Genomic DNA, 15,531 nt, shown 5'->3' on the forward strand with positions numbered 1-15,531 from the left:
CGGGGCGGGTTCTGCAGCTCCACGGTCACCGGCACAGCCCCTAGTCGAACGGATGCGGTTGAGAGCCGCGTGAGGGACGAGTCAGGCGGCCTGGCCGGGGTTGAGCACGACCTTGGTCCAGCCGTCTTCGCGGGCGTCGAAGTGCTTGTAGGCGTCCGGTGCCTGCTCCAATGGCAGGTTGTGGGACACGATCCACGAAGGCTTGACCTTGTTGTCGGCGATGAGGTTGCGCAGGTGGCGGTTGTAGCGCTTGACCGGGGCCTGACCGCAGCCCATCTGCTGGCCCTTGAACCAGAAGTTGCCGAAGTCAAAGCGGGCCTTGCCCTGCTGGGACAGCTCATCCGGGCCGCCCGGGTCCTGAGGGACGAACACCCCGACGGTGCCGATGCCGCCGGTGAACCGCACGGAGGAGACCAGCTTGTTCAGGGTCGCCGCGTTGTCCTCGTTGCCTTGGGGGTCATGGGCCTGGTAGCCGACGCACTCCGCGCCGCGGTCGGCGCCGACGCCCTTGGTGAGCTCGGTGACCTGCTCGACCGGGTCGCCCTGGGAGTCGTCGATCGCGATCGCACCGATCTGCTCGGCAAGGCGCAGCCGGTCGGGGTGGCGGTCGACGACCATGACCTTCGCCGCCCCCTTCACGCTCGCGGAGAGGGCCGCCATCAGCCCGACCGGGCCGCCGCCGTAGATCACGATGCTCTCGCCCGCCCGCAGGCCCGACATCTCCACCGCGTGCCAGCCGGTGGGGAAGATATCCGAGAGCATCACGTAGTCGTTCTGCTTCTCGGCCGCATCCTCGGGCAGGCGCAGACACTGGAAGTCGCCCCAAGGGATGCGCAGCAGCTCGGCCTGGCCCCCGGCCCAGCCTCCCATGTCGGCGAACCCGTACGCCCCGCCTGCCATGCCCTCCACGTTCGCGGCCAGGCAGTAGTTGGTCAGACCGTGCTCGCAGTTCTCGCAGTGCCCGCAGGAGACGTTGAACGGCGCGGAGACCATGTCCCCCACCGCGACCTTGTCGATCCCGTCGCCGACTTCGACGACCTCGCCGACGTTCTCGTGGCCGAAGATGCGGCCCTGCCCGAAGTCGGTACGACCCTCGTACATGTGCAGGTCCGAACCGCAGATGTTCGTCGCCGTGATCTTGACCAGGACGTCGTTGGGCGCCTCGATGCGGGCGTCGGCGACGTCGGTGACCGTGACGTCGCGGGGTCCGTTGTACACGAGTGCCTTCATGATGATCTCCGTGTGCGAATCGTGGCCGAATCAGGTCTGGGCGCCGACGGGCGGCGGCCCTCGGCGAACTCTTCGGCGATCTTGGAGCAGAACGCGGGCAGGTCGTCGGGGTCCCGGCTGGTGACCAGACCCTGGTTCGCGACGACTTCTTGGTCGACGACATCGCCGCCAGCGTTGCGAATGTCGGTGCGGATGCTGGGAAACGACGTCAGAGTCCGGCCACGGAGCACGTCGGCCTCGACCAACGTCCAAGGGCCGTGACACAGCGCGCCGACCGGTTCGCCGGACCGGACGACGTCCCGCACGAAACCCACCGCGTCGAGTCGACCCGCAGCCCGTCCGGGTTGACCGCGCCACCCGGCAGGACTGGCATCGAAGTCGTCACCGGAAACGTCGGAGACCGACCGGTCGACGGTCGGCGTTCATCGATCGGATCCGTCCGGTGTGGATCGACCGCAGTGTCACCTGCGCCCCGGCCTGCTCGACCGCCTGGCGAGGCTGGGTCAGTTCGACCTGCTCGACACCGTCGGCGGCGAGGATCGCGACCCGTCGGCCGCGCAGCTCATCTGCCATGGGAATCGCACCTCCTGAATAGTGTCGCGAAAGCCCAGTGTTGCCCGGTCAGGCCGGATCGAAACCACCCACCGAAGCGCTGGGCCCCTGAGCTGGCCGCGTCGACGTGCCGGAAAGCGAAGAGCTGCCGACCTCGCTGAGCGGACCGGCGGGCGGCGCAGACCTGGCCGCACCTGGCCCACTGCGTTCACCCCTGCCCGCTGGCATCGAGCAACTCGTAGACGACCTCCGTGACCATCCGGTAGCAAGGCAGGCCGACGGGACCGCCCGGATCCGGGCCACTGGCGCCGGATCCCGGACGAGCGGAACCCCGCCGGGGACGACCACCGGCGGGGTTCCGCGCGTTCGTCGTGGCGCCGGCTAGCTGCCGGACTCGTCCTGTCCGGTGAACGCGTCGCCGACTCCGGTCGCGAGGTCCGCGCCTGCCTGGAATCCGCTCGCCACGACGCCGAAGACTCCGGTGCCCTGGTCGGATTCCGCGTGGGCGAGGCCTCCGCCCGTGAGCAGCAGGGCCGCGGTGATGCCCGCGAGTACGGACGCCCGGTTCGGTGTGACACGCATGTGGTGGCTCCTCACTCCGTCGAACAGTGCCGCGGGCAACGTTCCACGGACCCGGCGGTCCCGCCCGCGTGATCACGCGCTCGGGTGTCCGCCGGACGGAGGTCACCGGCGAGGTCGCTCGGACCGGCTCCAAGCGGGTGCGGACCCCACCGGAGTCAGTCGACGACGATGTCGCCGGACCGGCTGGGGATCGCGTCGAGCGCGGCGACGGTCTGCTCGTCGAGGACGATCGACCCGGCGGCCACGTTCTCCTCCAGATGGGAGAGGGTGGCGGTGCCGGGGATGAGCAGCACGTTCGGCTCGTGCTGCAGCAGCCAGGCGAGGCCGATCTGCGCGGGCGTGGCGTCCAGCGCGCGGGCGGCATCGAGCACGGCGGGTTCCTCGGTCACCTTCGGCATCCCGGCGAACGGGCCGCCGAGCGGGAAGTACGGCACCCACGCGAGGCCCTCCGCGCGGCACAGCCGCAGCAGTTCCTCGTCGCCGCGGGAGAGCAGGCTGTAGGCGTTCTGCACGCAGGTGATGCCCGCGGGCAGCGCGCGGAGCAGCTCGTCGAGGCCGACGTTGCTGATCCCGAGCGAGCCGATCTTGCCCTCGTCCCGCAACGCGATCATCGTGGCGAGCTGGTCGTCGAGGTCGACGCGCTGGTCGCCCTCGGCGATCAGGCCGGGGCCGCGGTCGGCGCGGCGCAGGTTGACCAGCGCGATCTGCTCCAGCCCGAGGCTGCTCAGGTTCGCCTCCACGTCGGCGCGCAGCTCCTCGGGGCGTTGCGCGAGCCGCAGCGGCCGCGGTCCGTCCGCGTTCGGGGTGGCGCCGACCTTGCTGGCCACCAGCGCGCCGTCGCCGACGGCGTCGCGGATGAGCTCGTTGGCGACGCCGTAGAACTCGGCGGTGTCGATGTGGTCGACGCCGAGTTCGAGCGCGCGGCGCAGCACGGCGCGACCCGCGGCGCGGTCGTCGTGCAGCCGCTCCAGCTGCATCGCGCCGTAGCCGACCCGGGCCACGGTGCGGCCGGCGACCTCGGCGGTGCCGCCGGGGGTGGGTGTGGACGATGGCATGGGCGTTCCTGTCCGTGTGGGAAGATGGAAGAACCGAGGCGGAGGAGCCTCCGGTTATTTGACCGTAGCACAGACGGAGGTGCCTCCGCTTTGTCCGCAACCGAGCGGCCCCCGCGCGCCGACGCCCGGCGCAACCGCGAGAAGCTCCTCGCGGCCGCGTCCACCGCGTTCGCCACCGCCGAGACCACCGTCTCGCTGGAAGCCGTCGCCCGCGAGGCGGGCGTCGGCATCGGCACCCTCTACCGGCACTTCCCGACCCGCGAAGTGCTCGTCGAAGCCGTCTACTCCGCCGAGCTCGACGACGTCGTCGCGCACGCCACCTCGCTGCTCGCCGAGCACCCGTCCGACGTGGCGCTGCGCGCGTGGATGTGCCGCTACGCGGCCTTCGTCGCCACCAAGCGCGGCATGTTCGACACGCTCTCCGCGGGCTGGACCTCCGGCAGCATCTCGCCGCCGACCACCCGGGAGCGGATCACCGGAGCACTCGTCGAGATCCTGGACGCGGGCGCGCGGGACGGATCGCTGCGCGCGGACGTCGAAGCCGACGACGTGCTGGCCATGCTGCTCGGCGTGTTCTACTCGGCCACCGCGGGCAACTCGACCGAGCGGATCGAGCGGCTGCTCGACCTCGTGCTCGACGCCGTCCGGCCCCGCTAGACCGCACTTCCCCCGGCGTGTGATCGGTGATACCTGGCGTTCCACGCCTGATTTAGGTAAGCCTTACTGGATTGCCGGAAGGGGGCCGATCATCGAGATGGCGAGCGTGGACGCGCAGGGGCGCGGCAGGACGTCGCGAGCACGGCGGCAGGTGCTGCGCGCGCAGCGGGTGCGGGTGCTGTTCGCCTCCCTGCTGCTGATGGGGCATCAGGCCTGCGAAGCACTGGTGCCGCTGGCGATCGGGCTCGCCGTCGACCGGGCGGTCGCCACCGGCGCACCGTGGGCGCTGCTGTGGTGCGTGTGCGGGCTGGTGCTGCTGTTCACCGTGCTGACCACCTGCTACCGCTGGTTCTCCCGGCTCGGCCGGGCCGCGGCGATCGACGAGGCGCACGCGCTGCGGGTGCGGCTGGCCGGCCGGTCGCTGCTGGGTTCCGGGACGCGCAGGCGGCACGGGGAACTCCTCGCGATCGCCTCCTCCGACGCCGACCAGGTGTCCCGCGCCGTGGTCTGGGTCGCCGGGCTCGCCGGGTCGATCTCGGCGCTCGGCGTGAGCTGCGTGGTGCTGCTCGGCATCGACGTCCGGCTCGGCGCGCTGCTGATCGTCACCGCGGTCGTCACCACCCTCGGGCTGAACATGGTCTCGCCGATGCTGTCCCGCCGGGTCTCCGGGCAGCAGGACGGCCTCGCCGCCGCCTCCGCGCTCGCCACCGACCTGGTGACCGGGATGCGGGTCGTGCGCGGGCTCGGCGCCCAGGACAACGCCGTCGCCCGGTACCAGGAGGTCAGCAGGCGGGCCGAAGCCGCCGCGATCCGGGCCGGCGTCGGGCGGTCCCTCCAGCTGGGGGCCACCGTGCTCGCCGGGACGCTGGTGCTGGCCGTGTCGGTCGGCGCCGCCGGGCTGCTCGCCGTCGAGCAGGTGATCACCGTCGGGTCCTTCGTCGCCGCCGTCGGCGCCGCCCAGTTCATCGCCGAACCGCTCTCCGCCGCCGGGATGTACCTGCAGATCGGGGCGGCCGCGCTCGCCAGCGGGCGGCGCGTCGACGCCGTCCTCGACGAGGAGGCCGCGGCCGAGGACACCGGGACCACCGCCGAGCGGAACCTGGAACTGCGGCTCGACCGCGGGGGCTGCACCGGCGTCGTCGCCGACGGCCGCGACGTCGAGCGCATCCTGGAAGTGCTGCGCGGCGATCCGGCGGGCGCGCGCAACGGGCTCACCGTCACCTGGACCGGCGGCGCACCCGGCGCGATCCACGTCGAACCGCGGCAGGCGCAGCTGTTCACCGGAAGCATCGCGGAGAACCTCCGGCTCGGCCGCGACGCCGCGGGCGAACCGCGGCCCGCGCTCGTCGCCGCCGGTGCCGCCCCGTTCGTCGACGCGCAACCCGACGGCCTCGACGAGCACGTGCGCGCCCGCGGTCTGAGCCTCTCCGGCGGGCAGCGGCAGCGGCTCGCCCTCGCCCGCGCCCTGCACACCGACCCCGACGTGCTGGTGCTGGTCGACCCCACCACCGCGCTCGACTCCGTCACCGAAGAAGCCGTCGCCGACGGGCTGCACGCGCTGCGCCACGGCGACGGGGAACCCCGCACCACCGTCCTGATCACCACCAGCCCCGTGCTGCTCGCCCGCGCCGACCAGGTGCGGTTCCTCACCGCGGGCGGCGAGGTCGTCACCGGCGAGCACCGGGCCCTGCTCGACGAGCACGCCGACTACTACCGAAAGGTCGTGGGATGAGCGGGACCACTCGCGCACTTCCGCTCGCCACCGCCGTCGAGGTGCGGCGCAGCATCGCCACCTACCTGCGCCCGCACCGCGCGCTCTCCGCCGCGATGGTGGCCACCGCCGTGCTCGCCGCGCTCGCCGGACTGGTGGCGCCGTGGGCGATCGGCGGGCTGGTGGACGGAGTGCTCGCGGGCACCACCGCCGCGGAGATCGTCGTGCGCACCGCCGTCGTCGCCGTCGCCGGGCTGCTCAGCGCCGCGCTCACCGCCGTCAGCGCCGCCCTCGTCGCGCAGCTCGGGCAGCGGGTGCTCGCCCGGATGCGGGAGGACACCGTCTCGGCCGCGCTGCACCTGCCCTCCGCCGTCATCGAGCGCTCCGGCCGCGGCGACCTGCTCAGCCGCGTCGGCGACGACGTCGCGGTGATCAGCCAGGTCGTCGCCGCGCTGCTGGCGCCGTGGATCACCGCGCTGCTGACCGTGGCGCTCACGATGGGCGGGCTGTTCGCGCTCGACCCGTGGCTGATGGTGGCGGGCATGCTGGCGCTGCCGGTGTACGGGTTCTCGCTGCGCTGGTACCTGCCGCGCGCCGCGCGCCGCTACTCCGAAGAACGCGCCGCGTTCGCCGACCGGGCCGAGGCCCTCGTCTCCGCGCTGGAAGGGCTGCCGACGCTGCGCGCCTACGGCGCCGAAGCCCAGCACGTCGGTCTCGTCGAACGGTCCTCGGACCGGGCGCGCGGGCTGTCCCGCAGCGTCGTGTGGTTCTCCACCCGCTGGGGCAAGTGGATGAACATCGCCGAGCTCGTCGGCCTCTCCGCGATCGTCGTCGCCGGATTCGTGCTGGTCGACACGGGGTCCGCGACCGTCGGCGCGGTCACCGCGGCGGCGCTGTACTTCCACCGCCTGTTCAACCCGCTGAGCCTGCTGGTGGCCAGCTTCGACCAGGTCCAGTCCGCGTTCGCGAGCGTGCAGCGCATCGTCGGCGTCCTCGGCATCCCGCACGAACGGCCCGCCGGAACCCGCGACGGCGCGCCCGCCGCGCTCATCGCCGACCGGGTGGCCTACCGGTACCCGGGCTCGGCGGAGCCGGTGCTGCACGAGGTGTCGCTGCGGATCGAACCGGGGGAGACGATCGCGCTGGTCGGCGCCAGCGGCGCCGGCAAGTCCACGCTGGCCGTGCTGCTCGCCGGGCTCGTCGAACCGGACGACGGCACCGTCACCTTCGGCGGGAAGCCGGTCGCCGGGACGGGTGCGGTGCTGCTGGTGCCGCAAGAAGCCCACGTGTTCAGCGGCCCGCTGATCGAAGACCTCCGGCTGGCCCGGCAGGACGCCACCGAAGCGGAGGTCCGGCACGCGCTCGACGTCGTCGGCGCCGACTGGGTCGCGGAACTCCCCGACGACGTGCACACCGCCGTCGGCGAACTCGGCCACCCGCTCGGCCCGGACCGGGTCGCCCAGATCGCGCTGGCCCGCGCCCTGCTCGCCGACCCCGCCGTCGTCCTGCTGGACGAGGCGACCGCCGAGGCGAGCAGCCGCGAAGCGGGCCGCCTGGAGGACGCGGCCGCCGCCGTGCTGCGCGACCGCGCCGGGCTCGTGGTGGCGCACCGGCTGCGGCAGGCCGCCATCGCCGACCGGGTGCTGGTGATGGACGACGGGCGCGTCGTCGAATCCGGCACGCACGAGGAGCTGCTCGCCGCGGACGGGCACTACGCGCGGCTGTGGGAAGCCTGGAGCACGCCTCGCCCGGAGGCGAGGTTGGGGTGATCTTCCGCTGCGAGGGGGCGGGTGGCGGAACCTCAGCGTCCTCCTCGCTGCGGGATCGTTTTCACCGGTGGCTCCGCCACAGGCGAAAACGCTGTCCTCGCGAGGAGAACGCTGAGAACCCGCTGCGGTGCCGGTTGATCGGGTGGTCGTTGGCTCAGCGGCTTCGCCGCTGACAGGACACTGCTGCCTTCGGGGGCGTGGGAATTCCTGTGGTGATGGGGTTTTCGGTGTTCGTCCGATGTGGAATGGGTTCGTGGGCGGGCGCGTCGGTGAAAAGTGATATCACTGTGCTACTGTTCTGGTAGTAGGACGATCACCGACGTCAGGGGGACCTCATGACCGTTCAACTCGAAGACCGCGAGACCAAGCCGGTGCGGATGCCCGAATCCCCGGTCGTCGAGCAGCAGGCGTTCCGGCTGCCCGGCGTGCTGATGGCCGTCGTGGCCCTGGTGCTCGTGCTCGGCGGTGGCGGGGTGCTGGCCGTCGGCCTCGCCGGCGAAGCGGGGCTGCCGATCATCGCCGGGCTGGTGGTCGGCGTCGTCGGGCTCGTGCTGTTCGGCGGGCTCGTCGCCGTCGCGCCCGGCGAGGCGCGGGTGCTGCAGTTCCTCGGCCGCTACACCGGCACCGTGCGCCCGGCCGGCCTGCACTGGGTGAACCCGTTCAGCAGCAAGACGAAGGTCTCCACCAGGATCCGCAACCACGAGACCGCCGTCATGAAGGTCAACGACTCCGACGGCAACCCGATCGAGATCGCCTCCGTCGTGGTGTGGCAGGTCGCCGACACCGCGCAGGCCACCTTCGCCGTCGACAGCTTCGTCGAATTCGTCGAGACCCAGACCGAGACCGCGGTCCGGCACATCGCCACCAGCTACCCGTACGACGGCGACGGCGAACAGCCCTTCTCGCTGCGGGACAACGCGGACGAGATCACCGGCAAGCTCTCCGTCGAGATCGCCGCCCGGGTGCGGGCCGCGGGCGTCGACGTGGTCGAGTCCCGGCTCACCCACCTCGCCTACGCCCCCGAGATCGCGCAGGCCATGCTGCAGCGCCAGCAGGCCGGAGCCGTCGTCGCCGCCCGGCAGCGCATCGTCGAAGGCGCCGTCGGCATGGTCGACCTCGCGCTGCAGAAGCTGTCCGAACGCGAGGTCGTCGAGCTCGACGAGGAGCGCAAGGCCGCCATGGTCAGCAACCTGCTGGTGGTGCTCTGCGGCGACACCCAGCCCGTCGTGAACACGGGCTCGCTCTACCACTGACCGGTCGCGGCGGCCGCGGCTCATCCGGGCGGTCGAGAGAGGTGAGGCGGGAACATGGCCGCACGCAAAGGTTTCCTGCTCCGGCTGGACCCGGCGATCCACGACGCGCTCGCCCGCTGGGCGCAGGACGAGCTGCGCAGCACCAACGCGCAGATCGAGTTCCTGCTGCGGCGCGCCCTCGCCGACGCGGGACGGCTGCCCTCCGACGCGGCCGGCCCCGCCAAGCGCGGTCGACCGCCGAAGTCCACATCGGACTGAAGGTTCCGAGCCGGGCTGCTCCGGCCGGGCGGCTCCGGACCCGGCGGTCCCGGGCCGGCGGTCCCGGGTCGGACGGTTCCGGGCCGGGCGGTTCCGGCCGAACAGCCGGGCCGCCCGGCCTGATGGCCGATCCGCGGACCGGGTCCCCGGGCGAGGATCGACGGTGAGCCGGGACGTCCCGGCGGCCCCTGCGCACTCCGAAGGCGACCCGCGATGTCCACTCCCGCCAGCACCGGCCCGGCCGGTACCGCCGCCACCGCCGACGCCCCGCCACGACGGCGGATCGGCGAGCTCGACGCGGTCCGCGGCCTGGCGCTGTGCGGCATCCTCTTCGTGAACATCCCGCCGATCATGGAGATACGCGGCGTCGTCGACCAGCAGGTGCTGCCGGGGAAGCACTTCCTCGACCTGTTCGTGCAGGAGCGGTTCTTCCCGATCTTCTCGTTGTTGTTCGGCATCGGATTCGGCCTGTTCCTGCTCAGCGCGGGCGACCGCCATCCGCGGCCGCGAATGCTGCTGGTCCGCAGGTTGCTGGTGCTGTTCGCAGTCGGCCTGCTGCACGCCCTGCTGCACCCGGGGGAGGCGTTGACGCCGTACGCGCTGTTCGGGCTGGTGTTCCTGCTGCCGCTGAGCTGGGCTAACCGGTGGGTGAACCTGGTGCTCGGCCTCGGCGGGGTGGGTGCGGCGCTGGTGCTGTTCGGCGGCGGGCTGCCGCTGATCCCGGGGCTGCTGGTGCTCGGCTTCGCGCTCGCTCGGCTCGGGGTGCCGCAGGCGTTGCCGCGGCTCGGGTGGCCGGTCGGCGTCGTGTTCGCGCTGGCGGTGGCCGGTGCGGCGGTGGCGCTGCCGGTGCAGGAGCAGGACCCGTTGTCGGCCGGGTTCGGCACCGCCTCCGGTGTCGCCGGGCTCTGCCTGGCCACCGCGTACGCGACCGGCCTGCTCCTGCTGCTGCGCACGCCGTTGCGCGGGGTGCTGGGGGCGGTGCTGGAGCCGCTGGGGCGGATGGCGCTGACGAACTACGTGACCGCGACCCTGCTGCTGATCCCGCTGGGCCACCTGGCCGGGCTGCCCGGGTCGAGCGCGTACGGGGCGATGGCGCTGCTGGCGGCGGGCATCCTGCTGCTCCAGCTGGGGTGGAGCCGGTGGTGGCTGGCGCGTTTCCGGCAGGGCCCGCTCGAATGGGGATGGCGCTGCATCACCTGGTGGCGCGTGCAACCGCTGCGCCGCTGACGGGCGCGCCCCGTGCGGGTGCGGACGACCCGGGGTGAATGACCCATCGGACCAGGGTGACCGGGCGAATGGGTCATTGACCTGGTCAGGGGGTCGGTGCCGGGCCGGTGAGCAGGTGGCGCACGACGGGCTCGGCCCACGCGGTGAGCTCTTCGTGGCTCAGGTCGGCGACGCCCGGGTTGGCCAGCACGTAGCGGCTGGTGGCGAGGCCGATGACGAAGGCGCCGAGCAGCCCGGCGCGCCGCCGCGGGTGGTCCGGGGTGATCGCGGTCAGCCGCGGCGCCACCTGCGTGGCGAACACCTCGCGCATCTTCTCGGCGGCGGTGGGGCTGGTCATGGCGGCGCGCAGCAGCGCGAGGAACGTCCCGTCCTGCTCCCACACGGCGAAGAACCGCGGCAGCAGCGCGCCGGCGATCTCCTCGGGGGCGAGGCCGGTGAGGTCGGGCAGGTCCAGGGTGAACTCCGCGGCGGCCGCGAACAGCTCCTGCTTGTTGCCGAAGTACCGGATCACCAGCGCCGGGTCGATGCCGACGTCGGCTGCCACGGCGCGCAGCGTGGTGCGCTCGTAGCCGTCGGCGGCGAACCGGGCGCGCGCGGCGGCGAGCAGTTCGGCCCGGGTCTCCTTGGCGTTGCGGGAGCGCGGTGCGGTCATGCCCCCAGCCTAAGTCACCGCGCGTTGACTTGTTGCGGGCGGTGTGGCTACCGTTCAAGTCACCACTTGTTGACTTGTGTTTCGAGGAGCCGACCATGCCGCAGCCGAACCGCGACCACCCGGTGCTGATCGTCGGAGCGGGACCGACCGGGCTGACCGCGGCCGTCGAACTGTCCCGGCTCGGCGTGCCCGTCCGGATCATCGACCGCGCCACCGAACCGCCGGCCACCTCCCGCGCGCTCGCCGTGCAGGCCCGCACCCTCGAACTGCTGCACCCGCGCGGCATCGGCGCTGAGATGCAGCGGCTCGGCAACCGGGCCCGCGCCACCGCCCTGCACGGGCGCGGCAAGCGGCTCGCCACCGTCGAACTGGACCGGATGCCCAGCCGGTACAACCACATCCTGCTGCTGCCGCAGTCCGAGACCGAACGCCTGCTGCGCGAGCGGCTGCACCGCCAAGGCGTGCGGGTGGAGCGCGGCGTCGAGCTGCTGTCCTGCGAACAGGCCGCCGACGGCACCGTGCGCGCCGTGCTCGCGAAGGCCGATGGCGAGCCCGAGGCCACCACCGCCGGGTGGCTCATCGCCGCCGACGGCGCGCACAGCGGGGTGCGGCACGGGCTCGGGCTGCCGTTCGAGGGTGCCTCGCTGCCGCAGCGCTACGTGCTGGCCGACCTGCACGTGGACGGCGACGTCCGGGAGGACGAGCTCTCGGTGTTCCTCGCCGCCGACGGGTTCGTCGCCGCGTTCCCCCTCTCCGGCGGCCGGTTCCGGTTCATGGCCGTCGACCCGCGGCCGCAGGACGAGGACGCCGCCGCGCCGGAACTGGGGAAGCTGCAGGAGATCTGCGACCACGTGCTGCCGATGCCGGTGCGGCTGCACGGCATGCGGTGGAGCTCCCGGTTCCGGATCAACAGCAGGCACCTCGACTCGCTGCGCCACGGGTCGATCTTCTTCGGCGGCGACGCCGCGCACGTGCACAGCCCGGCGGGCGGGCAGGGCATGAACACCGGCATCCAGGACATGATCAACCTGTGCTGGAAGCTGGCGATGGTGCACCACGGGCGGGCGCGGCCCGAACTGCTCGACACCTACCAGACCGACCGGCTGCCGGTGATCGGTGCGATCGTGCGGGCCACCGACACCGCCACCCGCGTCGTCAACTCCACGAATCCGGTGCTGCACCAGGTGTTCACCCGCATCGCGCCGATCGCGCTGGGCACCGCCGCGCTGCAGGACAGGGCGACGGCGGCCATCGGTGAGGTCGCCGCGCACTACCGGGACAGTCCGATCTCGGCGGGCGGCGGCGGGCTCGGCCGGCTCCGCGCCGGGGACCGGGTGCCGGACGCCGACGTGCTGGTCGTCGAGGACGGTGCGGTGGCGGTGGAATCCGAGCGGCTGCACGAACTCCTCGACATCGACCGGTTCACCCTCTGGGTCGGCGATCGGGGTGCCGACCTCGCGGCGATCGCCGAGCGGCTGGCGCCGTGGCGGGAGGTGCTCACCGTCCGGCACGCGGTCCCCGCGGCCGCGCAACCCGCGCTGCGCGGAACCGATTCAGCGACCGTGCGCGACCTCGCGGCGCGGCCCGGGCTGCTGCTGGTTCGTCCGGACGGGTACCTCGCCGCGGCCGCGCGCACCGCCGACCCGGGGCCCGTGGCGGACTGGCTGGCGCGCTGGCTCCCTGCCGCCGATCGTGCGAAGCCGGTTGCGGCCGAACGGGTGAAATAACGGGGCGCATTCCATTGGACCGAATGCGGAAATGAACCGCGCACCCGCTCGATTTCCGGGTGTGCATTCCGTGTCCGGTTCCGCCGGAAGGGTGGGCAGCACGCCGGCGGTGCCGGGCTGAAGAGCGGTCCCGGGGTCTGCAGGGTCCCGGGACCGCTTTTCGCGCGTTCGAGGACGGAACGTTTTTCGCTGTGCTCCCAACCGAAAGCGCAGCGTGACGTAGGTCGATGTGGGCGTGGTGAACGACTCCGGGGCCGATCACCGGTCCCCTGATCATCTTCCGTTAAAGTGTCTCGCGCAGGGGGGAATGCACTTCCGCTCGTGCTCTGCAGGAGCGGAAGACGACGGTGTGTGGAAGGAGCCGTGTCCCCGGGAAGACGCCTGTTCAGGCCATCTATCGGCGAGACCTCCTGCCCGTTTCCACCAGGGCGGACGAGTCCGGCGGCCCAGGCCGCGCCCGCTGGGACGCGCGCGTTCCCGCAACACACCACGTCAGATGACCGACAACGTGGAGCGCTGTGAGCACAACAGATCCCGACAACGTCACCAAGCCACCTGGTGAACCGCAGAGCACCTCGGAAAGATCGATCCGTTCCAGCCTGACGCTGGCCGTCACGATCCCCTGGATCGTGGTACTGGTGCTGTGGCTCGTCTGGTGCGCCACGTTCGTCACCGATGGTGTCTACACCAGGGTGATCGGTTCCGGCGTCCGGCAGGTCTCCCTGCCCGCGGTGACCGCGCTCGACGCGCTGCAGTCCGAACGGCGGCTGAGCCAGGACGTGGCCTCCGGCGGGACCACCGACCAGACCGAGCTGCGCGACCAGCAGGCGCGGACCGACGCCCAGCTGAGCCGGATGAACGAGGCGATCCAGGCCGCGCTCAGCACGGCGCCCGCGGAGATCGCCGGTCCGGTCGACAAGCTCAGCGGTGAGCTGGGCAAGCTCGACCAGGTCCGCGGCAGGCTCGCCAACGGGCAGGTCTCGTCGGCCGAGGTCACCGACTACTACGACGGCATCTTCGACATCGCCACCGACCTGTTCGACACCCAGTCCCGACTGGTGCCGGACTCGGAGACGGCGCAGGGCGGTATCGCGGGTACGGCGCTGTTCCGTTCCACCGACCTGATGTCCCGGGAGTCGGCGCTGGTCTCCACCGCGCTCACCACGGGGCAGCTCACGCCGGAGCAGCACCTGCAGCTGCTGCGCCTCAACGGCTCGTACCACTCCGAGCTCGAGAAGAACATCTCGTACCTGAAGCCCTCGGTACAGGCGCGCTACCAGCGGCTGATCACCGAGAACCCGGACTGGGCGCGGCTCGTCTCGGTCGAGAACTCGATCATGCAGGGCGGCCCGGGCAGCGACCCGACCGACGCGGGCGTGTCGCTGGAGGAGTGGCAGCGGATCACCCAGGCCGTGAACCGCGAACTCACCTCGATCACCAGCGAGCAGGTCGACCTGCTGTCCGCGCAGACCGTCGAAGACGGCGACAGCGCGATCGCCGTGGCCGTCGCCGGTGCGATCGCGGCCGGTCTGTTCTCCCTCGGCTTCTTCTTCTGGACGCGCCGCCGGTACCGGTCCGTCATCGACGGCTCGCTGCTGCCGCGTCTGCAGCGGCTGAGCGCGGAAGCCCGCGACCTGGCCGAGAAGACGCTGCCCTCGATGATGTCCCGCGTCCGCGCGGGCGAACGGGTCCAGGTCGAGTCCACCTCGCTGCAGGGCTACGGCAACGACGAGATCGGCCAGGTCGCCGACGCCTTCCGCGCGTTCCAGCAGGAAGCGCTGCAGGCGGCGGTCAACGAGGCCGACACCCAGCAGGGCGCCCTCACGTTCTACATCGGACAGACCCGGCGCGTGCAGTCCGCGCTCGGTCCGCTGCCGCAGCGGCTGGACGCGCTGCTGCAGAACGAGGAGGACCCGGACCGGCTCGGCGCCCTGTTCGCGCTCGACGAATCGGTCACCCAGGCCCGGCACGTCGTGGAGAACCAGCTGGTGCTCTGCGGCGCCGCCCCCGGCCGCCGGTGGAGCAGGCCGCGCGACCTCACCGAGATCCTCCGCGCCTCCGCCGCCGAGACCAAGCACCACGACCGGCTGCGGCTGGGCCACGTGCCCAACGTCAGCGTCACGCCGGGTGTCATCGGCGACATGCTGCGCATGTTCGCGGAGCTGTTCGCCAACGCGGCCTCGTTCTCGCCGCCCGGCACCGACGTGCACGTCGAAGCGGTCTCCGTCGGCAGCGGTCTCGTCGTGCAGATCTCCGACCGCGGCGTGGGCATGACCCCGGACGCGCGCACCAGCGCCAACGAGACCATGAAGAACCCGCCCGGGTTCGCCTCGCTGGTGAAGATCGGTGACCGCGGTGAGCAGCTCGGCCTGTTCACCGTCGCCCAGCTCGCCGAGCGCAACGAGTGGGTCGTCGAGTTCGGCACCTCGATCTACCAGGGCGTGCGGGCCGAGATCTTCATCCCGCAGGCGCACATCGTCACCGAGGACGACGAGGAGCGCCGCGACTCGTGGAGCGGGGACGTGCCGGTGGCCAAGGCGGGCGCCCCGGCGCAGCCGCTGCCCACCCGGGTGCCGTCGTCCGCGGCGAGCACCGTCGTCGCCGAGCCGGTCGTGCGGGAACCGCAGCCCGACACGACCCCCAGCGCGAGCACGGAAGGCACGAGCATGGAACGACCGCCGCTGCCGCAGCGGGTTCCCTACGCCGACCTGCCAGCCGGGTTCGGCGAGGACGAGCCGACGGATCGGCAGAGCGCTCCTGAGTTCGCACCGGGATTGATGACTTTCTTCAACGCCGACCGGCGCTCCCGCGACGATTCCGGCAAGCCCGATTCCGACGACGACGTGCAGTGAGGAAAG

The 15,531-nt window shown here is 72.2% G+C and carries 13 protein-coding genes and 1 pseudogene; 8 read left to right on the forward strand and 6 right to left on the reverse strand.

Annotated features, from left to right (window positions below):
- Positions 1 to 81 precede the first annotated feature (81 nt).
- The 5 genes and pseudogenes from AC29IT_RS19525 to AC29IT_RS19545 form a co-directional block, all read right to left on the reverse strand.
- Positions 82 to 1,230 (reverse strand): glutathione-independent formaldehyde dehydrogenase, encoded by a 1,149-nt coding sequence (locus tag AC29IT_RS19525; protein WP_358436395.1) that lies wholly within the window; start codon positions 1,228 to 1,230, stop codon positions 82 to 84.
- Positions 1,227 to 1,586, reverse strand: a pseudogene (locus AC29IT_RS19530) (DJ-1/PfpI family protein); the annotation flags it as partial. The pseudogene AC29IT_RS19530 and the gene AC29IT_RS19525, both read right to left, overlap by 4 nt.
- Before the next feature lie 25 nt (positions 1,587 to 1,611).
- Positions 1,612 to 1,803 carry a hypothetical protein gene (locus AC29IT_RS19535; RefSeq protein ID WP_358436392.1) on the reverse strand — a complete coding sequence of 64 codons (192 nt, stop codon included), beginning with the start codon at positions 1,801 to 1,803 and terminating at the stop codon, positions 1,612 to 1,614.
- Between the two features lie 360 nt (positions 1,804 to 2,163).
- Entirely contained in the window at positions 2,164 to 2,364 is a 201-nt protein-coding gene (locus AC29IT_RS19540; protein WP_488219710.1) for a hypothetical protein, read from the reverse strand.
- 155 nt (positions 2,365 to 2,519) lie between these two features.
- Positions 2,520 to 3,419 (reverse strand): aldo/keto reductase, encoded by a 900-nt coding sequence (locus tag AC29IT_RS19545; RefSeq protein ID WP_488219711.1) that lies wholly within the window; start codon positions 3,417 to 3,419, stop codon positions 2,520 to 2,522.
- Positions 3,420 to 3,509: 90 nt separating this feature from the next.
- Here AC29IT_RS19545 and AC29IT_RS19550 point away from each other — a divergent pair, with 90 nt between their 5' ends.
- The 6 genes from AC29IT_RS19550 to AC29IT_RS19575 all read left to right on the forward strand — a co-directional run bounded on the left by AC29IT_RS19550 (position 3,510) and on the right by AC29IT_RS19575 (position 10,294).
- Complete coding sequence (locus tag AC29IT_RS19550; RefSeq protein WP_488219712.1) at positions 3,510 to 4,076, forward strand: TetR/AcrR family transcriptional regulator; 567 nt, start codon at positions 3,510 to 3,512, stop codon at positions 4,074 to 4,076.
- A 97-nt stretch (positions 4,077 to 4,173) separates the two neighbouring features.
- Complete coding sequence (locus AC29IT_RS19555) at positions 4,174 to 5,808, forward strand: ABC transporter transmembrane domain-containing protein (RefSeq protein ID WP_358436383.1); 1,635 nt, start codon at positions 4,174 to 4,176, stop codon at positions 5,806 to 5,808.
- Positions 5,805 to 7,556: an ABC transporter ATP-binding protein gene (locus AC29IT_RS19560; RefSeq protein ID WP_488219713.1), complete on the forward strand. Its 1,752-nt coding sequence runs from the start codon at positions 5,805 to 5,807 to the stop codon at positions 7,554 to 7,556. Before AC29IT_RS19555 ends, AC29IT_RS19560 begins: the two co-directional genes overlap by 4 nt.
- A gap of 335 nt (positions 7,557 to 7,891) precedes the next feature.
- Positions 7,892 to 8,809 carry an SPFH domain-containing protein gene (locus AC29IT_RS19565; protein ID WP_488219714.1) on the forward strand — a complete coding sequence of 306 codons (918 nt, stop codon included), beginning with the start codon at positions 7,892 to 7,894 and terminating at the stop codon, positions 8,807 to 8,809.
- A gap of 54 nt (positions 8,810 to 8,863) precedes the next feature.
- Positions 8,864 to 9,067: a type II toxin-antitoxin system antitoxin gene (locus AC29IT_RS19570; protein ID WP_488219715.1), complete on the forward strand. Its 204-nt coding sequence runs from the start codon at positions 8,864 to 8,866 to the stop codon at positions 9,065 to 9,067.
- A gap of 213 nt (positions 9,068 to 9,280) precedes the next feature.
- Positions 9,281 to 10,294 (forward strand): DUF418 domain-containing protein, encoded by a 1,014-nt coding sequence (locus AC29IT_RS19575; RefSeq protein WP_488219716.1) that lies wholly within the window; start codon positions 9,281 to 9,283, stop codon positions 10,292 to 10,294.
- Positions 10,295 to 10,379: 85 nt separating this feature from the next.
- Here AC29IT_RS19575 and AC29IT_RS19580 read toward each other — a convergent pair whose 3' ends face one another.
- Positions 10,380 to 10,946 (reverse strand): TetR/AcrR family transcriptional regulator, encoded by a 567-nt coding sequence (locus AC29IT_RS19580; RefSeq protein WP_488219717.1) that lies wholly within the window; start codon positions 10,944 to 10,946, stop codon positions 10,380 to 10,382.
- A gap of 95 nt (positions 10,947 to 11,041) precedes the next feature.
- On the opposite strand from AC29IT_RS19580, the gene AC29IT_RS19585 reads away from it, so the two are divergent.
- Both AC29IT_RS19585 and AC29IT_RS19590 read left to right on the forward strand, forming a co-directional pair.
- Positions 11,042 to 12,673: an FAD-dependent monooxygenase gene (locus tag AC29IT_RS19585; RefSeq protein ID WP_488219718.1), complete on the forward strand. Its 1,632-nt coding sequence runs from the start codon at positions 11,042 to 11,044 to the stop codon at positions 12,671 to 12,673.
- Positions 12,674 to 13,191: 518 nt separating this feature from the next.
- A complete protein-coding gene (locus AC29IT_RS19590) occupies positions 13,192 to 15,525 on the forward strand; it encodes a nitrate- and nitrite sensing domain-containing protein (protein ID WP_358436369.1) in 2,334 nt (777 codons plus the stop codon).
- Positions 15,526 to 15,531 lie beyond the last annotated feature (6 nt).

Source organism: Saccharopolyspora sp. MMCC62 (assembly GCF_057736575.1).